The 23,219-nt window shown below is 41.6% G+C and carries 15 protein-coding genes; 14 read left to right on the plus strand and 1 reads right to left on the minus strand.

The genetic code is table 11. The annotated features are described in order from the left end of the window. Positions 1 to 126: 126 nt before the first annotated feature. The 14 genes from QWZ01_RS25710 to sov all read left to right on the plus strand — a co-directional run bounded on the left by QWZ01_RS25710 (position 127) and on the right by sov (position 21,295). Positions 127 to 1,293, plus strand: a complete 1,167-nt coding sequence (locus QWZ01_RS25710; RefSeq protein WP_290328625.1) for an amidohydrolase family protein — start codon at positions 127 to 129, stop codon at positions 1,291 to 1,293. A 92-nt stretch (positions 1,294 to 1,385) separates the two neighbouring features. Next, entirely contained in the window at positions 1,386 to 1,667 is a 282-nt protein-coding gene (locus tag QWZ01_RS25715; protein WP_353959443.1) for an acylphosphatase, read from the plus strand. Positions 1,668 to 1,710: 43 nt separating this feature from the next. After that, positions 1,711 to 3,198 carry an oligosaccharide flippase family protein gene (locus QWZ01_RS25720; protein ID WP_290328627.1) on the plus strand — a complete coding sequence of 496 codons (1,488 nt, stop codon included), beginning with the start codon at positions 1,711 to 1,713 and terminating at the stop codon, positions 3,196 to 3,198. Continuing rightward, positions 3,195 to 3,629 carry a dUTP diphosphatase gene (dut, locus tag QWZ01_RS25725; RefSeq protein ID WP_290328629.1) on the plus strand — a complete coding sequence of 145 codons (435 nt, stop codon included), beginning with the start codon at positions 3,195 to 3,197 and terminating at the stop codon, positions 3,627 to 3,629. Before QWZ01_RS25720 ends, dut begins: the two co-directional genes overlap by 4 nt. Positions 3,630 to 3,654: 25 nt before the next feature. Further along, complete coding sequence (locus QWZ01_RS25730; RefSeq protein WP_290328631.1) at positions 3,655 to 5,415, plus strand: tetratricopeptide repeat protein; 1,761 nt, start codon at positions 3,655 to 3,657, stop codon at positions 5,413 to 5,415. Beyond that, positions 5,393 to 6,184: a lipoprotein insertase outer membrane protein LolB1 gene (gene lolB1, locus QWZ01_RS25735; protein WP_290328633.1), complete on the plus strand. Its 792-nt coding sequence runs from the start codon at positions 5,393 to 5,395 to the stop codon at positions 6,182 to 6,184. Before QWZ01_RS25730 ends, lolB1 begins: the two co-directional genes overlap by 23 nt. 17 nt (positions 6,185 to 6,201) lie before the next feature. Next, the gene (locus QWZ01_RS25740; RefSeq protein WP_290328634.1) at positions 6,202 to 7,491 is read left to right on the plus strand and encodes a murein hydrolase activator EnvC family protein; all 1,290 of its coding nucleotides are present in this window, start codon (positions 6,202 to 6,204) and stop codon (positions 7,489 to 7,491) included. Positions 7,492 to 7,550: 59 nt separating this feature from the next. Next, positions 7,551 to 7,997 carry a Sec-independent protein translocase subunit TatA/TatB gene (locus QWZ01_RS25745; RefSeq protein ID WP_290328636.1) on the plus strand — a complete coding sequence of 149 codons (447 nt, stop codon included), beginning with the start codon at positions 7,551 to 7,553 and terminating at the stop codon, positions 7,995 to 7,997. 32 nt (positions 7,998 to 8,029) lie between these two features. Beyond that, a complete protein-coding gene (locus QWZ01_RS25750) occupies positions 8,030 to 8,206 on the plus strand; it encodes a Sec-independent protein translocase subunit TatA/TatB (RefSeq protein WP_172337492.1) in 177 nt (58 codons plus the stop codon). A 108-nt stretch (positions 8,207 to 8,314) separates the two neighbouring features. Further along, complete coding sequence (gene gatA / locus QWZ01_RS25755; RefSeq protein ID WP_290328642.1) at positions 8,315 to 9,739, plus strand: Asp-tRNA(Asn)/Glu-tRNA(Gln) amidotransferase subunit GatA; 1,425 nt, start codon at positions 8,315 to 8,317, stop codon at positions 9,737 to 9,739. 67 nt (positions 9,740 to 9,806) lie between these two features. Further along, a complete protein-coding gene (locus tag QWZ01_RS25760; RefSeq protein ID WP_290328644.1) occupies positions 9,807 to 11,054 on the plus strand; it encodes a lytic transglycosylase domain-containing protein in 1,248 nt (415 codons plus the stop codon). Between the two features lie 165 nt (positions 11,055 to 11,219). Then, entirely contained in the window at positions 11,220 to 13,535 is a 2,316-nt protein-coding gene (locus tag QWZ01_RS25765; RefSeq protein WP_290328645.1) for an NADP-dependent malic enzyme, read from the plus strand. A 118-nt stretch (positions 13,536 to 13,653) separates the two neighbouring features. After that, positions 13,654 to 14,238, plus strand: coding sequence for a Holliday junction branch migration protein RuvA (ruvA, locus tag QWZ01_RS25770; RefSeq protein WP_290328647.1), 585 nt, complete (start codon positions 13,654 to 13,656; stop codon positions 14,236 to 14,238). 25 nt (positions 14,239 to 14,263) lie between these two features. After that, positions 14,264 to 21,295 carry a T9SS outer membrane translocon Sov/SprA gene (gene sov / locus QWZ01_RS25775; RefSeq protein WP_290328648.1) on the plus strand — a complete coding sequence of 2,344 codons (7,032 nt, stop codon included), beginning with the start codon at positions 14,264 to 14,266 and terminating at the stop codon, positions 21,293 to 21,295. Here the strand turns inward: sov and QWZ01_RS25780 are convergent. Then, positions 21,276 to 23,030 (minus strand): hypothetical protein, encoded by a 1,755-nt coding sequence (locus QWZ01_RS25780; protein WP_290328650.1) that lies wholly within the window; start codon positions 23,028 to 23,030, stop codon positions 21,276 to 21,278. The genes sov and QWZ01_RS25780 overlap by 20 nt on opposite strands. Positions 23,031 to 23,219 lie beyond the last annotated feature (189 nt).

Below are 23,219 nucleotides of genomic sequence, written 5' to 3' on the forward strand. Positions count from 1 at the left end.
AATCTGTCTCGTTTTAAAGTCATTCTTTTTAAGTGATTAAAAACAGTAACTAAAAGTTAATTGTATTAATTTTGTAGGATTGTTTTGATGAAAAACGTTTTGAGTTAGATAATAAGTTAATAGTTAATGAAAAGTTTTAGAGCCGATTACGTTTTTCCCGTTTATGCCGATCCTATTAAAAATGGAATTGTTACTGTTGATGACCAGGGTAAGATCATCGCTGTTACAGACCATAATAATCCCCCTAAAGGCCCAATTGAACAGTTAAGTGGTATCATTTGCCCGGGTTTTATAAATACCCACTGCCATGTTGAGCTATCGCATTTAAAAGATAAAATTCAGCCTCATCGCGGATTAGTAAGTTTTATAAAAGATGTACAGGCTTTCAGAAAAGCCGATGATAATGAAGTTCTTGAGGCTATCCAGAAAGCAGATGAAGAAATGTACAATAACGGGATAGTAGCCGTTGGCGATATCTCGAACACTAATTCAACCATTCCGGTTAAGGCAGCCAGTAAGTTATACTACCATACCTTTGTAGAAACTTTTGGCTTTTTGCCTCAAAACGCCGAGGCCGTGTTTAGTAACGCGGTAGATTTAATGAACCAGTTTAAGCCGCAGTCATGCTCTATTACCCCTCATGCCCCTTATTCGGTATCAAAAGAGTTATTTAAACTGATCAGGAAACATAGTGAATTAGGAAATAATCTGATCAGTATACATAACCAGGAGTGTGAAGATGAAAACAAGTTTTACCGGTACAAACTGGGGAGCTTTATTGAGCTTTACGAATACTTTGGTATGGATATCAGTCATTTTAAACCACAAGCCCGTAACTCGCTGCAATCCATCATTCCGTTGTTAACCAACAAACAAAAGGTTTTGCTGGTTCACAATACATGCACCAATTTAAAGGACATTTATTTCATAAAGCGGTTTGATCGTAAAATAAACTGGTGCTTTTGTCCTAATGCCAATTTATATATTGAGGGTTATCTTCCCAAAATACAGCTCTTTATTGATCAGGGTTTTAATATTACCCTGGGTACCGATAGCCTGGCATCAAACACAAGTTTATGTATACTGAGCGAAATGCGTACTATCCAGAAAAAATTCCCTGCAATCAGCACCCAGAAACTAATTGAGTGGGGAACTATTAATGGTGCCTCCTTTTTAGGGATTGATGATGAAAAAGGTACTCTTGAGGTTGGTAAAACGCCGGGACTAAATCTTATTACCGGTTTAGACGGACTCGCCATGACCCCTGAAAGTAAAGTACGCAAGTTAGTTTAATAGCTTATTAGGTTGATTGAGTAGTATTGAGTTACTTTGTAAAGTTTAAAACCTAATTTACTCAATCAACAAATAAATACTTAAGCTTAAAAATGATCAGGCATCTCGATATTATAGTAAAAGGAAAAGTTCAGGGTGTTTTCTACCGCAAATCAACCAAGGCGGTTGCCGATCAGCTGGGTGTACGCGGCTTTATTAAAAATGAGCCTAATGGCGATGTTTTTATAGCTGCCGAAGCCGATGATACCACACTTGAAATGTTTATGGACTGGTGTAATGAGGGCCCCCAGGACGCAGTAGTAACTTCTGTTGAAACCAATGAGGGCGATTTAAAAAACTATCGTAATTTTGAGGTTGTAAAAAGGAGCCTGTAGTTTTACAGGTTTTATTATTTAATTACCCCACTATAAATCAACATTGTCAACGGCTAAAAAATTTGCAGGGCAAACTGCTATTTACGGAGTAACTACCATAGTTCAGCGTTTATTGGGTGCCCTACTTACCCCGCTTTATACCCGAGCATATAATCCTAATGTATACAGTATTTTCAGTACCATGTTTAGCTATGCATCTGTTTTGCAGGCTGTGCTGTCCTTTGGTATGGAAACTACTTTTTTCAGGTATCTGAATAAATTTCAGGACAAGAAGGCTCAGGTGTATAACAATAGCTTTTGGGCCGTATTCATGGTAACGGTAGTATTTTTAATATTCACTATTCCATTTACCCATACTATAGCGGGGCTGATCAAAATAGGTAAAGACACACCGCAGGCTGAGTTTGAACTTTACATCCGCTATTTTGCAGGTATTTTGGTGCTGGATGCCTGGTGTGCTATTCCTTTTGCAAAACTCCGTGCAGATAACAGGCCAATAAAATATGGCAGTATTAAACTTATCAACATAGGTGTTACCGTATCACTCAACCTTATTTTTATATGGATAGTTCCATACATTATTAAAAACAATATCGCCGGAGCTGCATGGTGCAAACAATGGTTTTCAATGGGCTGGGTGGGTTACATATTTTTATCAAACCTGGTGGCCAGTTTTATAACCTTATTGTTATTACTGCCCGAGTTGTTAAAACTTCAATTTAGTTTTGATGGCGTAATGTTTAAAAACATGCTTACCTACAGCTGGCCGGTAATGGTTGCAGGCTTGTCATACATCGTAAACGAAAACTTTGATAAAATTTTACTGGGAAAACTACTGCCTGATAACATCAGCGAACATGAGGTTGGTATTTATTCGGGTTGTGCGCGCATATCCGTATTTCTTAGTCTTTTTAACCAGGCGTTTCGCATGGGGGCCGAGCCTTTCTTTTTCAGTCATGCTAAAAATAAAAACGCGGGCCAAACCTACTCCCGCATCATGGATTATTTTGTGATAACCATGTGCATCATGTTCGTGGGCGTGGTGGCCAATATCGAAATTTTGAAACACTACGTAAATAATAGAGCTTACTGGGTTGGCTTGCCGGTAGTGCCACCTTTGCTACTGGGTTATGTAAGTCTGGGTATTTATACTAACCTATCCATATGGTACAAACTATCTGATCAAACAAAGTATGGTTTGTATATCTCAGGCATCGGCGCCATCGTTACCATAGTGCTTAACGTAATTTTTATACCAAAGTACAGCTACATGGCATCTGCCTGGATATCACTGATCGCTTATGCCAGCATGATGATCATGTCATACATCTGGGGGCAAAAAAATTACCCAATACCATACAACCTTAAAAAAAACCTAATCTATATCGTATCATCAATAATACTCGTTTATTTGTCGTTCAGCACATTTAAACGTAATATATTTGTAGGTAACGCTATGTTGCTGGCATTTGTAGGAGTTGCCTTTTATACAGAACGTAAACAATTAAAAGCTATATTTAGTAAACGATGATCATCAGGATAGTTAACAGATCAAACAATAGCTTACCGGCTTATGAAACGGCTCACGCCGCAGGCATGGATCTGCGTGCCGATACAGACGAAACCATTGTCCTTAAACCAATGGAGCGTAAACTGATCCCTACAGGTTTGTTTATTGAACTGCCCGAGGGTTTTGAAGCCCAGATAAGACCGCGCAGCGGACTGGCTTTTAAACATGGTATCGGCATTGTTAATTCGCCGGGTACTATTGATGCCGATTACAGGGGAGAGGTGAAAGTATTGCTCATCAATTTTTCGATAGATGATTTTCAAATTAACCATGGCGATCGTATTGCACAAATGGTAGTAGCCAAACACGAAAAAGTGAACTGGGATCAGGTGGAGATATTAAATGAAACCACACGTGGTGAAGGCGGATTTGGCCACACCGCGGTTAAATAGCCCTGATTTCATAAAAGATACAATAATGAAAAACCCGGGGTTAGCATATAGAAAAAAAGAATTTAAAACAGGTAATGTTGTAGCTGCCCTGTTTCTTATTTCCTTTTTCCTGACCCATGATGTATATGCGCAAAAGCAGCCGCCTGCAGCCAAGCCATTAACCGTGCTCGATAGCATGATGGTTAAGCAGCTTTTTTTCTCGGCCATTCGCGAAAAAACTATCGAAAATACCAAACACGCTGCCGAAATGTTTGAACGGGTTTTACAAACAGACCCGGCAAATGACGCCTCCATGTTTGAACTGGCCAATATTAAAAAAGGTCAGAACGATTATGCCGGTGCGCAACCTTTACTGGAGAAAGCGGTATCTATTAATCCCAATAACGAGTGGTACTGGGCTGCCCTGGCCGATAGTTACGAAAAAAGTAATAATATCAACAAGCTTGAGCATGTGTTTAACCAGCTCATCAGAATTAGCCCGGAAAAGCCTGATTATTATTTTGACAAGGCAAACGCATATGTTATTTTAAAAAAATATGATGACGCGCTTAAGGTTTATGACCAGTTGGAGGCCATTACGGGTACCAATGATGATATTTTAGCCAGTCGTCAAAAAATTTACCTCAAGCAAGGTAAGGTTGATCAGGCAGCTGCCGAAATTGAAAAAGCCATCAATAACAATCCGGGGCAAATGCGTTACTATTTATTGCTGGCCGAAATTTATAACTCAAACGGATTGGCGGATAAGGCGCTTAAAGTTTTACAACAGGCAGAAAAACTGGATAGTAATAATGGCATGGTGCATTTAGCGCTTGCCGATATCTATCGTGATAAAAAGAACAATGATGCCTCCTTTAATCAGTTAGTACTGGCTTTCTCAAACCCAGATATCAACATTGATCAAAAGGTACGTATCATCAGTGGATATTTTCCCAAGTTTCCGGATGCGGGCGCCAAATCCAGCGCCTTGGAGTTAAGCAGGGTATTAACGGTTGCCCATCCCGCTGATGCCAAAGCATTCGCACTTTATGGCGATATGCTGCTGCAAAATACAAAGTACAAAGAAGCAAAAGCTGCGTACAAGAAGTCAATTGAACTTAACAACCAGGTATACGCCGTGCATGAGCAGCTGGTACGTATCGAGTTAAGTGAAAACGATATGGAAGCCACCATTAAGGATGGTGAAAATGCCCTGTCGTTGTTCCCTAACCAGGGTTGGATGAATTATATGGTTGGTGTGGCCTGGGCGCAAAAGAAAGATTTTAAAAAAGCCCTGGGATACGTAAACAATGCAACTTCATTAGAAATTCAGGATAAGGATCTACTTTCGTTAAGTTTTTCATTACTGGGAGATTGCTATCATTCTTTGAATGATAACAAGAGTTCTGATGCGGCTTATGAAAAGGCTTTGACTTATAATCCCGACAATGCTTATACCTTGAACAATTATGCCTATTATCTATCGTTAAGAGGTGAGGGTTTGGATAAGGCAGCGCTGATGTCGGCCCGGTCAAACGAGCTTCAACCCAATACCCCATCTTTTGAAGATACCTATGCATGGGTATTGTTTAAACAGAAGAAGTATGCCGAAGCAAAGGTTTGGATGGAGAAGGCACTGGCGCATGATAAAGAAAATAGTTCGGCTAAGTATGAGCACTATGGCGATATATTGTTTTACCTTGGTAATACAGATGCCGCGGTAGCAAATTGGAAAAAAGCCAAAGGCTACGGTGATCAGTCGCCGGCATTAGAGCGTAAGATAAATGAAAAAAAGTACATTGAATAGATTGTTAATAGCCTGTTGTTTGCTTACTATGGTAAGCTGCGCGGCAAAAAAACATGTATTGGTAACCCGCAAGGCCGACTCGGCAGCAAAGCCGGTTGATAACAAAAAAAGCAGCCAGCTGGAAGCCATACGTGCCAAGCAGGTAAATTTTAACACGTTTGCAGGTAAAGCCAAAACCAAACTTAGCATTGGTAATAACAGCAATGATGTAACCCTGAATATACGCATCGAACGCGATAAACGGATCTGGGTTTCCATCACCGCAATTTTAGGTGTTGAGGCCGCTCGCGCGCTTATTACACCTGATAGTATTTTGCTGATCAACAGGCTACAGGGTGTGTATTTACGCAAGCCATTTAGCTATGTATATAAATTTGCAAGCCCTGAGGTAAATTATAAAACGCTTGAATCATTACTTATTGGTAATGCAATACCCGAGCTGTTGAATGAAAATGCCGATTTTGTTAATGCCGACGGCACTACAGCCATTAGCGGTAACCTTCATGATCTGTTATACAAGCTTTTAATAGGTGCCGATTTAAAGGTTACGCAAACCAATTTATCAAATGAAAGCCAGGGGCAATCATTACAGGTGATTAATAATAGCTTTATACAGGCAACAAATAGGGTAATGCCATCGCAAATAGATATAGCATCTGTAGTAAAAGATAAAAAAATACAACTTAATTTGCATTACACAAAAGCCGACTTTGATGTGCAGCAGGAATATCCGTTCAGTATTCCCGCCAGTTACGAACCGGCCAAATAATTAATTATGTTTGTTTAATGAAATTTCTAAAAGCAGTATTTTTTATAATAGCGGTATTTATTGCGGTTGATGTGCATGCACAAAGCAGTGCCGAGTTAAAACGAAGACGTGATAAATTATCAGAGGAACTGGAGCAATTAAATAAAGATTACCAGGAAACCTCTCAAAATAAAAGAGCTACTTTAAAGCAGCTGAGCTTGTTAAAGGCCCAGATAAACCTGAGAGAAGAAAAAATAAATATTATTAATTCGGAGGTAAGAAATTTAGATAACCAGATCTCCGAGAGCAATAATACCGTACATAGCTTACAAAAGCAGCTTGACCAGCTAAAAAAAGAATATGCGGCCATGGTACTTTTTGCATACCGCAATCAAAGTGCTTACAATAAGCTGATGTTTATTTTTGCCGCGAAAGATTTTAACCAGGCCTACAAACGTTTAAAATATTTACAGCAGTTTGGTACTTATCGCGAGCGCCAGGCGGGTTACATACAGGGTACTCAAAAAGACCTGCATATAAAAATAACCGAGCTTGATAAAAACAAGCAGGAGAAAAGTAACTTGCTGGCTGATCAGCAAAAGGAAAAAGAAACCCTGGGTAAAGAAAAAAACAACCAGGTGAAGGTGGTAAGCGATCTGTCGCAGCATGAAGGGCAGCTTAAAAAGCAGCAGCGTGATTTGCAAGTGAAAATTGCTAAAACCAACAAGGAGATTGGTGCTGCCATTCGCAGGGAAATTGAAGAGGCAAGGCGCAAGGCCGAAGAAGAGGCGCGGGAAGCGGCACGTGTAGCAGCAGCAAAGGCCAAGGCCGAAAATAAAACGCCGCCGGCGGTAGCAGCTAAGCCTGTAGTGCGTACTACTTCAAGTATATTGAATGCTACGCCGGAGGCAGCCAAATTATCAAACGACTTTTTGGGTAACCGGGGCCGTTTGCCATGGCCGGTAGCCAATGGGGGTATAACACAAGGGTTTGGTGTTTACAGCACGCCTGAGGGTATTAAGAGCGAAAGCACAGGTGTTGATATTCGTACAACGCCGGGAGGCAATGTGAGGGCTGTGTTTGATGGCGACGTGATAAAAGTAGTTGACGTAAGCGGTACATACCTGGTGATGATCAGGCATGGGGAGTACTTTACGGTGTATGCCAATTTGCGATCAGTTAGTGTGGCCAGAGGACAAAAGGTAACAACCAAACAGGTTTTAGGAACGGTAGCAACCGATCCGTCAACCGGTGAAACGGAAGCTCACTTTGAGATTTACAAAGGCGTATCGGCGGTGAACCCTAAAATATGGTTGGCACCTAACTAATTAGTTATGAACTTTATGAAATTATAATTGTATATATTTGTAACCTTAAAAAAAATGCTATGTTAAGTTCAGTTTTTTTATTTTTAAATATTGGTACAGGTGAGATGGTACTGATACTTTTTGCAGCATTGATGCTATTTGGGGGCGAAAAACTTCCAGATCTGGCTCGTGGCTTGGGTAAAGGCATTCGTGATTTTAAAGATGCCTCTGAAGATGTAAAACGTGAGATCAATAACCAGATAAACAACTACGAGGATAAAAAGACCGAAACCAAGGTTCAGGAAACCCCGCAGATTGAGAATACTACCGCTCCTGAGACTGAACATAGCGAAAATGTTACAGCAGAGCATACTACACCGTATTCAAACCCTGTACCCAATACAATCCCAATTTCGGATAACTACGTAAGTACAGCAGAAGAGCCGGCAACCGAAACTCATATCGACCTTACTAAAAAAACAGCGGAAGAGCCTGCAAAAACAGAACACGAAGAATTCAAGTCATAAATAATATTTACATAACATAAAACTTAAAAATCATGGGTGGATTAGGCGCACCAGAAATTATTCTGATCATCATTGCAATACTTTTATTGTTTGGCGGTAAAAAAATACCTGAACTAATGAGAGGTTTAGGAAAAGGCGTTAAAGAATTTAAAGACGCGCAAAACGGCGAAAGCAATACATCAACAACTGAAGAAAAACCAAAAGCTTAATACATTAAGTATCCCCGGTTTAATTTAGATTATTGATTTTCCAAAGTATATACACTTATCTGTTGAATTATTTCTTATTTCAACAGATAAGTTTTTTATTTTAGCCCCATGGCTAAATTTTATTCCTCTTTAAGTGAAATAAGGAGCGGGTTGCAACGTGCGGAAATTACAGTAGAAGGACTGGTAAAAAACTACCTCGATCAAATTAAAAAGAATGCTCACCTCAATGCTTTTAACGAAGTTTTTGAAGACGAAGCAGTAATCAACGCAAAAAACGTAGACATCCGTATAAAAAACGGTACCGCCGGAAAACTGGCCGGTATGGTTATCGCCATAAAAGATAACATTTGCTATAAGGGGCACCAGGTAAGCGCTTCATCAAAAATATTAAAAGATTTCACCTCTATTTATTCATCAACCATTGTTGAACGGCTACTGGCCGAAGATGTAGTAATTATTGGTCGTTGTAACTGCGACGAGTTTGCCATGGGCGGCGCTAACGAAACCTCGTACTTTGGTCCGGTAAAAAACCAGGCCGATGAAACACGGGTTTCTGGTGGCTCATCGGGCGGTTCGGCAGTTGCTGTACAGGCCAACATGTGCCATGCCGCCATCGGGACAGATACAGGTGGTTCTGTAAGGCAGCCTGCATCATTTTGCGGGGTAATAGGTTTTAAACCTACCTATGGCCGCATATCAAGACATGGTATCATCGCCTTTGCGTCATCATTTGATCAGGTTGGGCCAATTACCCGTTCGGTTGAAGATGCTGCCCTTTTACTGGAGGTAATGGCCGGTCCGGATGAGTACGATAGTACGCTGGCACAAAAAGATGTACCCGCGTTTTCAAATCATATAGAAAAGCCGGGCAAAAAAAAGATAGCCTATTTGCAGGAAGCACTTTCGAGCCCCGGTGTTGATGGTGAGATAAAAGACAAGCTTGTAAAATATATTGATAAACTTCGCGCCGAAGGGCATACTGTAACGCCGATAGCATTTGAGCAATTAGATTACCTGGTACCGGCATACTACATTTTAGCTATGGCCGAAGCATCATCCAATCTGGCCAGGTTTGATGGTGTACATTATGGTTATCGCAGCCCGTCGGCCGATGATCTGCAGTCAACCTATAAACGTTCCCGGTCAGAAGGTTTTGGTAAGGAAGTGAAGCGCCGTATCATGCTGGGCACATTTGTACTCAGCGCTGGTTACTATGATGCCTATTACGCCAAAGCTCAAAAGGTACGCAGGCTGATACAGGAAAAAACCGATCAGATATTAAACGAATACGATTTTATACTGGTGCCAACGGCTCCTGAACCTGCCTTTAAAATTGGTACAACCGAAAAAGATCCTATTGTAATGTATCTTTCCGACATATTTACCGTACAAGCCTCACTAACCGGCGTACCGGCTATATCGCTACCGGTGGGCAATAATAGTAAGGGTTTACCGTTAGGTTTACAATTGCTAACCAAACATTTTAACGAGCAGGAATTGCTGAATTTTTCAAAATATTTCCTTGAACTTTAAAAAATTTGATAAATTAGTAAAATTCGCCCTTGTCGGCATGTGTCTTCTTTAATTAAAACCCTAAAGAATGAAGAGATTATTTACGCTTACCATCTGCCTTTTCTTATTGCAAATTGTCCATGCTAAAACACTTTCTTCAGCAAAATTAAACTTTCAGTGGCTACCCGTTTTTAGAGATACCACACTTCGCGCTGTTGTTAACAAAACGATAGCGCCTGCAGCACCGGCACCGCTCAAAGGTATTTATGAACGCAGATTAGATTCTATCAGTAAAGATATTCCGCTGGAGTATAACGAATACGTACAAAGTTACATTGACCTGTACATGCAAAACCGCGACGAGATGGGCCAGGTAGTGGGGCTTTCTAAATATTACTTCCCCATTTACGAGAAAGCTTTCCGTGATGCGGGTATCCCCGAAGAAATAAAGTTTTTGTCGATAGTTGAATCCAAACTTGATCCTAATGCGGTTTCAAGGGTTGGGGCTACCGGTCCGTGGCAGTTTATGTACACCACAGGTAAATTGTACGGGCTTAATATTGACAGTTATATTGATGAGCGTCGTGATCCTATCCAGGCCACCTACGCTGCCGCTGCTTATTTAAAAGATGCTTACCAGGAATTTGGCGATTGGCTGCTGGCCATAGCTTCATACAACTGTGGCAAAAGTAATGTGGAGCGTGCTGTTGAAAAAGCAGGTGCTAATGATTTCTGGAGCGCCCGTCAGTACCTGCCTACCGAAACGCGCGGGTATGTACCCGCCTTTATTGCCATGAACTATGTGATGCATTATTTTAATAAACATAACATAGTTGCGCAGGCTTGTAACTTTTCGATAAAGACCGACACCGTTATGGTGAAAAAATACGTTACGTTGAGCAGTGTTTCGCAGGCTCTGAATGTAGATATTCATGAGCTGGCCGTTTTAAACCCGGCTTATCGCAGGCTGATTGTCAACGGCAGTGCAGCCACGCCGAGAAGGTTGATATTACCTCAAACCGCCAAGGAAAATTATGCCGCCCTTTACAATGTACTGAACGGTACCAGCGAGCCTGTGCTAACTGAGCCAAAGGTAGCCTATGCATCATACACCGAGAATAAACCTGAACGCCGCTTACCCTCGCGTCATAAAGTTAAAAGAGGAGAAACGCTGGCCGCTATTGCCGATAAATATGGGGTAGAGGTACAGGATCTGAAAGTGTGGAATCACCTGAAAAGTAACAAGGCACCAGTAGGGGTAACCATTAAGGTTGCCAATGGCGATGAGGCTTCAACCAGCGCCTCGGTCAGTCAAAAAGCTAAAAAGGTTATATAAGCTTTTATTATAAGTATAGCTCATATGCTAAACAATTATAAAAACATAAATAAAGGTTAAAGGCCTGAGTATGAATAACCCGGTTTTGATATATTTCAAAGCCGGGTTTTTTTATACAGCTTACCATAAAAAGAATTGTAATTTTGAGCGCTTGAATTTTGAGAAATGAACAAGAATAATAACCGTAAACAGGACGCCTTAAACTACCACTCACAAGGTCGCCCCGGAAAAATACAGGTAGTTCCTACTAAGCCTACCAATTCGCAACGTGATTTAACCATGGCTTATTCGCCTGGTGTGGCCGAGCCATGTTTGCGCATTGCTGAAAATGTAGAGGATGTATACAAGTATACCGCCAAGGGGAATCTGGTGGCTGTTATCAGTAATGGTACAGCCGTACTGGGTTTAGGCAACATTGGCCCCGAAGCCAGCAAACCGGTAATGGAAGGTAAAGGGCTGCTGTTTAAGATTTATGCAGATATTGATGTTTTTGATCTGGAACTGGATGCCAAAAATGTTGACGACTTTGTAAAAATTGTAAAAGCGCTTGAGCCCACTTTTGGTGGTGTAAACCTCGAAGATATATCGGCACCAACCTGTTTCGAGATAGAACGCAGGCTTAAGGCCGAAATGAATATCCCTGTAATGCACGATGATCAGCATGGAACGGCCATCATATCCGGGGCCGCTTTAATGAATGCATGTGAGATACAGGGCAAAAAGCTTGATAAAATAAAAATGGTAGTTAATGGTGCAGGTGCCGCAGCGGTATCCTGTTCAAAAATGTACCTGTCACTCGGTGTTAAAAAAGAAAACCTGGTGATGTTTGATATTAACGGACTGCTGACACCTGATCGTACCGATCTTGACGACATCAGGCTGGAATTTGCAACAACCCGTACCGATATTAAAACACTGGCCGATGCCATGAAAAATGCCGATGTGTTTGTTGGCCTTTCTGCAGGTAATGTGGTAACACCGGATATGTTGAAAGCTATGGCTAAAAAACCTATCGTGTTTGCCATGGCCAATCCCGAGCCTGAGATCACTTATGATCTGGCTATTAAAACCCGCGACGATATTATTATGGCCACTGGCCGCTCCGATTTTCCTAACCAGGTGAACAACGTTTTAGGTTTCCCTTACATTTTCAGGGGCGCGCTTGATGTTAGGGCTACCGCTATTAATGAGGAAATGAAGATAGCCGCTACGCATGCTATTGCGGAGATGGCTAAAAAGCCGGTTCCGGAAGCGGTTAACCTGGCTTATAATATTACCAACTTAAAATTCGGTAAGGATTATATCATTCCTAAACCAATGGATCAAAGACTTATTGTTGAGGTATCATCAGCAGTAGCTAAAGCAGCCATTGACTCAGGAGTAGCACGTAAAGTTATTACCGACTGGGAAGCATATCATGAAGAATTAAGACTGAGATTAGGCACCAACGATAAACTGCTCCGTAACTTAACCAACAAGGCAAAACAGAGCCCTAAACGCGTGGTATTTGCGGAAGCTGATAATTACAAAATTTTAAGATCGGCTCAGATCGTTAAAGAAGAGGGTATAGCCACACCAATTTTATTGGGTAATGTGGAGCGTATAAAACGCATCATGAGCGAAAACGAGCTCGATCTTGGTGATGTGCAGATCATTGATCCTCGTGAAGGCTGTGAAAACATGGAAGAGTACGCGGAGTTTTTGTATAAAAAACGTCAGCGCCGTGGCATAACATTGTTCGAGGCCAGAAAGTTGTTGATTGACCGCAACTATTACGGAGCCTGCATGGTTCAGTTTGGCAGGGCCGATGCTTTGATATCCGGTCTTACCAAAAACTATGTTACAACCATTAAACCGGCACTTCAAATTATCGGTACTGAAATGGGTGTAAACCGTGTGGCGGGTATGTATATGATGATAACCGAAAAAGGGCCTGTGTTTTTTGGTGATACTACTGTTAATGAAAACCCTACGGTTGAGGAGCTTGTTGATATTACTGTGCTTGTTGAGCGCTCGGTTAAACAGTTTAATGTAAACCCGAGGATAGCTGTACTTTCATACTCAAACTTTGGCTCAAACGATGGGCCGGTACCTGAAAAAACAAGGGAAACCGTACGCTTACTACACAAACGCTATCCTGATATGGTAGTTGACGGTGATATGCAGGCCAACTTTGCCCTAAACTCAGATTTGCTTGCCGATAATTTCCCTTTCTCAACCCTGAACGGAAAGCCGGCAAATACCCTGATATTCCCTAATCTGGAATCGGGTAACATTGCCTATAAATTATTACAGGAAATAGGTAGGGCAGAGGCTGTTGGGCCAATATTGTTAGGGTTGAAAAAGCCGGTGCATGTGTTGCAATTGGGAAGCTCGGTTCGTGAAATTGTAAACATGGTAACTATTGCAGTAGTTGACGCACAGGCTAAAGCTGAAGCCGCAAAACCTACAGGCATTTTTAGTAAACTTACAGGTAAATAAAGAGTATCAAGTTTTAGTATCAAGTATCAAGATTTTAAGACTCTTGCACATAAATTCTTGCACCAGTCTTCATCCCTGATACTAAAACTTGATATTATATGTATAAAAAATAAATATTATGTACGATTATATTAGTGGTAAATTGGTATTCAAAAGTCCGTCATATGTAGTTATAGATGCGGGGGGCATAGGTTATCACATTAATATATCATTAAATACATATTCCAGGCTGGGTGAAGCAGAATTTTGCAAACTATTTATCTGGCAGCACGTAAAAGAGGATGCGCTTACCTTGTACGGTTTTGCCGACGATGGCGAGCGCCGCTTGTTCTTACACCTGGTATCCATATCTGGCATCGGGCCAAATACAGGGCGAATGATGCTGTCATCAATAACCCCTGCCGAAATACAAGCAGCCATTGTTAGCGGCAATGTTGCTTTAATACAAAGAATTAAAGGGATAGGACCTAAATCGGCCCAGCGAATAATCCTGGAGCTGCAGGACAAACTGCGCAAAGAAGGTCCGGACACTTTAACTGTTGTGCCTGTAAGCAAAACAGTTAAAGACGAAGCGCTTTCGGCACTTGTTATGCTTGGGTTTGCGAAGAATGCGGCCGAGAAGGTATTGGATCAGGAATTGAATAAAAATAATGGAGAATTAACCGTTGAACAACTTATAAAGTTCGCCTTAAAAACTCTATAATTACGTACAAATTTCTTACTAACCTTTGATAAAAATATTTACTTATAATATTATTATAAGTGTGTTGTTCATTTTGGCGTTTAGTGGGCTGGGTGGTAGTGTATATGCACAACAACGGCTTCCGGGTGCTAAAAGAGATACGACGCAACCAGGCGCACCCGTAAATTTAACCGAACCTAAAAACGTAAGGCTTAGGGAAGGTATTTTCGATCCCGATCCGCCTAACATGGTGCGTACAATTGAGTACGACCCTGCAACAAACATGTACATCCTGTACGAGCGTGTAGGTAATTTATTATACCGGCCGCCACAATACCTCACTTTTGCCCAGTATTTAAAGCTGAAAGGAAAGGTAAATCAACGGATGTACTATAAACAACTGGCCGATAATTATGCTTACGATTCACAGCAGCCAGGATTTATACCATCAATAAAAGTACGCAGCCGAACCTTTGAGCAAATATTCGGAGGCCAAAACATTGATATCAGACCTCAAGGCTCGGCAGAGATGATCTTAGCCGGACAACTAAACCAAAACCAAAACCCTTTATTCACAACACGCCAACGCAACCAGTTCAATTTTAATTTCGATCAAAAGATACAGCTTAACGTAACCGGAAATATTGGTGATAAATTAAAAATAACCACCAATTATAATACCGACGCACAGTTTCAGTTTGATAACCAGATAAAGCTCGACTATACAGGCTCGCCCGATGAGATCATTCAAAAGGTGGAGGCCGGTACGGTTAGTATGCCTTTAAATACCTCTTTAATAACAGGTACGCAAGCCCTTTTTGGTGTAAAAACCAAATTGAAGTTTGGCCGGCTTGATGTAACGAGTATTTTGTCGCAACAACGGTCAGAGTCAAAAACCATTACTATTACCAATGGTTCGCAGCAAGGCGAGTTTAGGTTAACCCCGGCAGATTATGAGGCCAACAAGCACTTCTTTTTATCACAATACTTCCGAAATAATTATAACCGGGCGCTGGCTAACATTCCCATCATCAGCTCCAATATAAATATTACCAAAATTGAGGTTTGGACAACTAACCGTACCAACGTAACAACCGATTCAAGGGACATTGTTGCGTTTTTGGATCTGGGCGAAAACAATCCTTACAACAAAACCCGTGTGCAGGGTGGCGCGGGTTTCAGCGCTTTACCTGCCGGTTTTAAGGGCCCGGGATTTAATCAGCAATCCAACACACTATTAAACAACCTGCCTGGCGATGCGCGTTTAACTAATTCCAACTCAATAGCTACATATTTTCAAACAACAGGCAATACCGATAACTATTCCAAACTTACCTATGCACGTAAACTTACCGATAAGGAATTTACACTGCATCCACAGTTAGGTTATATATCGCTTAATTACCCCTTGAATAATGATGAGGTTTTGGCAGTAGCCTATCAGTATACAGTAAATGGTGTACAGTACCAGGTTGGTGAGTTTAGCAGTGATGTAGCGGTTGATCCTAACGCGCCCAAGGTGCTGTTTGTTAAGTTGCTGAAAAACGAATTGCTTAAAACCAACCTGCCAAGCTGGGATCTGATGATGAAAAACATCTACTCGCTGGGTGCTTTCCAGATCAGTAATACAGATTTTAAACTGACCGTTACCCGGCTCGACGATAAATCGGGCATCGAGAAAACAGTGATGGAGGAAGGCCAAACCACCAAAGGAAAACTTTGGCTGCAAATAGCTGGGCTCGATAACCTCAACCAGCAAAATGCCAAACAGCCCGATGGGTATTTTGACTTTTTAGAAGGTGTAACTATTGATTCGCAAAACGGCCGCATTTCGTTCCCGGTGCTGGAACCCTTTGGGTCTGACCTTGCCGCTAAATTTAATCCCGGAGAACAGGACCTGATCAAACGGTATGTTTACCAGCCGCTATATGATTCAACCAAAACCATAGCCCAGCAATATTTCCCCAATTTAAACAGGTATGTAATTAAGGGTACTTATACGGCTACGGGTGGTTCGGAGTATCAGCTTAACGCGGTGAATATTCCACAAGGGTCAGTAAACGTAACGGCAGGCTCTTTAAAACTCCAGGAGGGAAATGATTATACGGTTGATTATAACGCAGGCCGGATCCGGATACTTAACCAGGCTTTACTTTCATCAGGGCAGCCTATTACCGTAAAACTTGAAAATAATGAACTGTTTGGTGTTCAGCAGAAATCGTTATATGGTTCACGGTTTGATTATCACGTTAATGATAAACTGAACGTTGGTGCCACCGTGATGCACTTAACAGAACAGCCAATTACCCAAAACGAAGTGGCCGGCGACGAATCCATTTCAAACACCATATGGGGTTTTGATGCCAATTACAGTTCAGAGTCGAGGCTGCTAACACGTTTGGTTGATAAGATCCCGGGAATACATACCAAGGTTCCGTCGTCCATAAACTTTACAGGAGAGTTTGCTCAATTATTACCCGGAAGCCCGGGCGCGTTAAATTTTGCAGGCTCCAAAAACGGAACTTCGTACCTTGATGATTTTGAGAACAGCCAATCCATTATTGATATAAAAAGTGCCAATACCTGGCAAATATCAGGTACTCCGCAGCTTTTCCCGGAATCTGCTACCTTTAACGATTTGAGCTATGGCTATAACCGGGCCCGGCTTGCATTCTATAACATCGACCCTATATTTTATACCAACGTGGGCAGTATCCCGATTTCAAGGTCGGAGCTTTCAAACCATTATGTAAGGCAGGTAATTGAGCAGGAGGTGTTTCCTTACAAGCAATCGGCAACGGGGCAGCAACTAAGCCTGGCTACACTCAATATGGCTTTTTACCCAACCGTGCGCGGGCCATATAACTACGTAACTACCGGTATTAATGGGGATGGTACATTGCAAAATCCAAAAACACGCTGGGGTGGTATGTTCAGGAAAATGGAAACCAATGATTTTGAATCATTGAATGTGGCTTATATTGAATTTTGGGTACTTGATCCTTTTATCTACAAACCTAACTCGGCTGGTGGTGATCTGTATTTTAACCTCGGTAGTTTATCTGAGGATATATTGAAAGACGGACGTAAAGGTTTAGAGAACAGCTTACCTGTAAACGGCGACTTGTCACAGGTGGATGAAACCAATTGGGGCAGGGTTTCAAAACTGCAACCGGTAATTAATGCTTTTGATAATAATCCAGATTCGCGCAAGTTGCAGGATGTGGGTTTAGACGGTTTGAATGATAACGATGAGAGAACCAAGTTTGCTCCGATAGTTAACCAGATCAAAGGGCAACTGAACGCCCAGGCAGCCAATGCTATTAATAATGACCCCTCATCTGACGATTATCAGTACTACCAGGGCCCCGAACTTGACCAGGCCAGAGCAGGGATTTTAGACAGGTACAGTAAATACAACGGTACAGAAGGTAACTCCAAAACCGCTGAGCAGTCACAGGCAGAATTGGGTATCCAGAACTCAGCATCTACATCGCTGCCCGATGGCGAGGATATCAACCGTGACAACAACATGAGCCAGGAAGATTCATATTTTCAATATAGGGTATCTATCCGTCCCGGCGATATGATAGTTGGTCAAAATAATATCAGCGATAAAGTTACTGCTTCGGTAAAACTGGCTAACGGTACAACCCAAATGATTAACTGGTATCAGTTCCGCATACCAATTACGGCTTACCAGAGTCAGGTAGGTAATATTCAGGATTTCAAGGCCATACGTTTTATGCGTATGTTCATGACCAACTTTGCCGATACCGCCATATTGCGTTTCGCCACACTGCAACTCGTGCGCGGCGAATGGCGTACTTTTAATACCGAAAGGAATCCGCTAAATGTAATTGCTGATCCAATTATACAAAATCCACCACTTGATAACTCAACCCTTGATGTACAGGCAGTAAATATTGAGCAAAATGGTAACCGTACACCAATACCTTATGTGGTACCTCCCGGTATTAACCGCCAGCGTAATTATAACAACCTGCAAACCGATACCAAGCTAAATGAGCAGTCATTATCATTAACCGTAAAAGGTTTGCGTGATGGATATTCAAGAGCGGCCTTCAAGACATTCTACAATGACCTGCGCTCTTACAAACGTTTGCAAATGTTTGTACACGCCGAAGGTGAACAGCTAAAAGATAATGACCTGAATGCTTTTGTACGCTTGGGTGTTGACTACCAGGATAACTATTATGAGTACCAGGTACCGTTGAAAGTTACCCAGCCCGGCACCCGCGATCCGGACGCGATATGGCCAACAGCTAACGCCATTGATCTGGAACTTGATCTGTTAACCCGGGCCAAGTTAAAACGGAACCACTCCAATGTACCTTATACCGATGTATTTAAATATGTGGAGGGTGATCAGGTGGTGTATATCAAAGGTCAGCCAGATCTGAGCCGCCTGCGTACTATTATGCTGGGTGTCCGGAATCCATTAAAAGGCGATGCACAGGCTAATGTTGATGATGGTTTAGATAAATCGGGCATTGTATGGTTTGATGAGATGCGTTTAACCGATTTTGATCAGCGGGGAGGTTGGGCCGCCACTGCCCGCTTTGATGCCAAGCTTGCCGATTTTGCCGATATTACCGTAGCCGGATCTAAAACAACTATAGGCTTCGGTACGCTTGACTCCAGGCTGAATGACCGCAGCCGTAGTGATGACCAAACCTACGATGTATCAGCAAACATGGAACTCGGAAAGTTTTTCCCGGATAAAAGCGGTATCCATATACCGGCCTACGTAAACCTGGCAAAGCAGATCAGTATGCCACAATATGATCCTGGCTCGCCCGATGTGGAACTCAAAGCTTCCCTTGCGGCAGCTACCAGCAGCCAGGAGCGCGACTCGATAAGAAACGCGGCCGTTGATTATACTTTGCGAAAGAGTATAAACTTCACCAATGTACACAAAGCCAAAACAGACGCCAGCGCACCCAACCGAATTTGGGATGTTGAAAATTTAAACGCTTCGTACGCTTTTACACAGTACACGCATCATGACTTCGTAACACAAAGCGATTTGGAAAAGACCTATAACTTTACGCTGGCCTATAACTATACCAATCAGCCTAAGTACTATAGTCCGTTTGCTAAGATCATCAAGAGTAATTTACTTGCCCTGTTCCGCGATATTAACTTCAGTATACTGCCATCAAGGTTAAACTTCAGTATCAACTTTGATCGTTTTTATTCAGAAAACACACTGAGGGATAATGACCCGAATAACTTTATCCCGGTGCCAACCACCACTTTCAACAAGTATTTTAACATTACCAGGGTATACGGTATCGGGTGGAATTTGTCCAAGTCGTTACAGATGGATATTGATGCCACCAACCTTTCGGTAGTTGATGAGCCAGCCGGCCGGTTAAACGGTTTAAAACGCGATACCCTTTGGGATAACCTTAAAAAGCTTGGCCGTACCACCAACTATAATCACACTATCAACTTTAACTACACGGTGCCTCTTAACAAAATTCCGGGTATGGATTGGGCAGCCGTAGTGGCCAGGTACAGCGCGCACTTTAACTGGCAAACCCAACCGCTTTTTGCTATAGATGATCCATCGTATGATGTTGGTAATAGTATTCAAAACTCAAGGGCTATACAAATAAACCCAACCCTGAATATGATTGCGCTTTATAATAAGTTCCCGTTTATACGTAAAGCCAACAACCCTAATTCAAAGGATAGTAATTTTCTCATTAACTTATTAACAAGTATTAAAAACTTAAGCGGAACCTATACCCGTACCCAAGGTATATTTTTACCGGGTTATTTGCCGCAATCGGGCTTTTTTGGATCGGATGCTAATTACGGCGCTCCGGGCTTAGGGTTCTTATTGGGCAGCCAGGCAGATATCAGAGCCAAGGCAGTAACCAATGGCTGGATAACCCGTGATACCCTCCAAAACCAATTGTATGTTACTACGCTTAACGAAGACATGCACTTCAGGGGGATTATTGAACCTATTAAAGATCTCCGTATTGAGCTGATCGCCTTTAAAACCCAGGATCGTAATTACCAGGCTAACTTTAAATACCTGCCAACAACTAACAATATTGAAACTCTTAGCCCTGTAACTACCGGTAACTACAGCATATCCTTTTTAACAATTGCTACGGCATTCAAAAAAAGTACGGGTGTAAATAATACCTCGCCGGTATACCAGAAGCTTTTGGATAATCGAGCCATTATTTCGCAAAGGCTGGGCGCGTTAAATCCAAATTCATCAGGAAGTACAGATGGGTATGCAGATGGTTATGGTCCAAACTCGCAGAACGTACTTGTTCCTGCTTTCCTGGCTGCGTATACCGGTAAAAAGGCATCAAGCAGCAATCTTAGTCAATTCCCAACCATACCAATTCCTAACTGGCAGATCACTTATAACGGTTTAGGTAAAATACCATTTTTACAGGATATTTTTGATTCATTTGATCTGAGTCATGGCTATCGTTCATCCTATAACGTAAACGGATTTACCTCACTGCTGCAATACCAGGAAGCCAATGGCGCTGCTAATTCAAGGGATTTGAACAACGACTTTTTGCCGTTATACCAGTTTTCGCAGGTTACAATTTTTGAACAGTTTGTACCCTTGCTTGGCGCAAGTGTGAGGTTCAAGAACAGCATGACCACTAATTTAGAATACAGGCAGAGCAGGGCTTTGAGCCTGAGTATGCTTAATAGCCAGCTGGCTCAGCAAAATGAGCGGATAATTGTTTTTGGTTTTGGTTACCATACCAAAAATTTCCATTTCCCTTTTGGGTGGTTAGGTGGCCCGGGTAAAGACAATGATGTTAACTTTAAGCTTGATTTTTCACTGCGTGATAATAAAACGCTGATATATCGTGCCGATGTGGAAGATGCCGAAATATCATCAGGAGCGCAAAACATCACCGTGCGGCCGTCAGTTGATTACGTGATCAACCAACGTTTTAACCTGAATTTGTTTTATGATTCAAACTTAACAAGGCCATATACCTCGCAAACCTTTAATACGGCATTCACCAATTTTGGTATCAACCTTAAACTTCTGCTGCAGTAGCCATTTGTAAACGGCGTTGGGCGTTTTTTAGTTCTTTTTCCTTTTTGCGTTCAGCTTTTCTTTTTTTTCGTTCGGCTTTTTTGCTCAGGCGGTCTTTTTTGTTTTGTTGATGCTCTTCAATTCGGTGTTTGGTTTCTTTTTGTTTTTTATCATCAAAGCCAACACATGGTTTTATGCCTTCGAGCAGTGTTTTCCACATGGTTTTAAAAAACGGCGAGTCTTTGGGGCGGGAATAGATCACATTTGCAATTCGAGGCGCATCGCCAATAGTATCCGGATTGTTGTGCTCAATAACAAATAAATTCGCGAATATGGACATGATGGAACGTTTTTTCAAACGGTCGTTAACCGTATCGGCCTGAAATATGTTTACTTTAAGGTCATTATATAAAAAGCCCACCTTACCCTTAAATACTTTACTATTGGCCTGAATATCGAAGCTTAATTGCTTAACCGTGCCCGATGATGCTTTAACCATGGCCAGTGGCATAATAGCCGGGTTAAGTACTTCCAGATCCATTGGGCCCAAAGCTCCCTTGTATGTAAAAGCTGCGTTTTTATCAGTTAAATTAAAATTAAACTGCACATCGAGGCGACCACGGTTCATGAAGTAGGTGGTAAGCTGTACTGTTGCCATATTATTTTTGGCAAGGGCCTCGCTATCGTTGGTTAAATTATAGAAATATCCCCTTGTATTATTGAAGGTAAGGGTGCCTATTTGATTTGATTTTTTATTGAGTTCTGAGTATTCTACATCAAAATTACGGATACGAACGGTATCTATCCGCATATCGGTCCCTATCTGGTGAATCATCATAGGGGGGAAGGTATTTACACGATTAACTGTAGAATCTTTTTTGCCGTAAGGGTTACTGAATACCCTCAATATGCCCCCGCTTAGTTCCAGGCTTGCAGCGTTTAACCGCCGGTATTTGTGATAGTTTAAAAAATCGAAATGGTTAAGCTGTAAGGTATCAATATTTAGCCCGAAACGATCATGCTGGCTTTTATTAAAAAACACACCTGTTTGAGCAGGCTCCAAATGCAGTCCCTCGATGTTTAATTTTGAGGTTAGGGTTGAAAGCTTGAGGTATTTAATTTTATAAGTGTAAAGCCCGCTGGGTGTTTTTCCGGTGTAATTATTTAGTTCGGTGATAATATCTTTGCAATAAAGCAATCGTGAATGGTCTGTTTGCGTCAGCGAATCAATGAGCAGGTCGGTCGCATTCAGGTTCATCTCCTTTAATTCGGATATAACTACCTTATTGCCCGAATAGTCCTGGTATTTCAACTTTACATCGTTCAGTAATATTTGGCCAATGTGGATTGACTTCAGGCTTTTCGAGATTTTTTGCCATGCTGTACGATGGTCTTTTACTACAGTATCCTTAGTATGGTTAAGCTGATAGCTTATGTTTACTTCGGGCTCATTTAAAATTACCCGCCCTATGTTGAGCTTATGCCTGAAATATAAACTTAGCGGGTGTATATTCAGCAGCACTAACTTTTTCACCCTAAGCTCAACCAGATTGTTAGGCGCAAGATGTTGTTTCTTTTTCTGCTTATAAACATCTGTATCGGGTTGCAGTGTGATGTTATATAGTGTTATTTTACCCTCAAGCACATGTAGTTCGGCGTCAGAAAAATCAACCTTGTATAAACCATCGCTGCTGTTTAAAACAACATCATGTACCTTACTGGCTAAAATTGGCGACCAGTATTGGTTAATGACCAAAGCAAGGAGCAGAATAATTATGAAGGGGATCAGTAAAAATTTGAAAAATATTTTTTGCCACCTATGCTTTAAAAACTTAAGCTCCATTTACCGGTTCGTTTTCTTATTGTTATAATTGTTGTTTAGGTTTAACGCCTTTTTAAGCCGGTTTGTTACTATACTCATGCGCTTTGGTAAACAATTGATATT

Origin of the sequence: Mucilaginibacter aquaedulcis (assembly GCF_030409325.1) — a bacterium.
GTDB classification, from domain to species: domain Bacteria; phylum Bacteroidota; class Bacteroidia; order Sphingobacteriales; family Sphingobacteriaceae; genus Mucilaginibacter; species Mucilaginibacter aquaedulcis.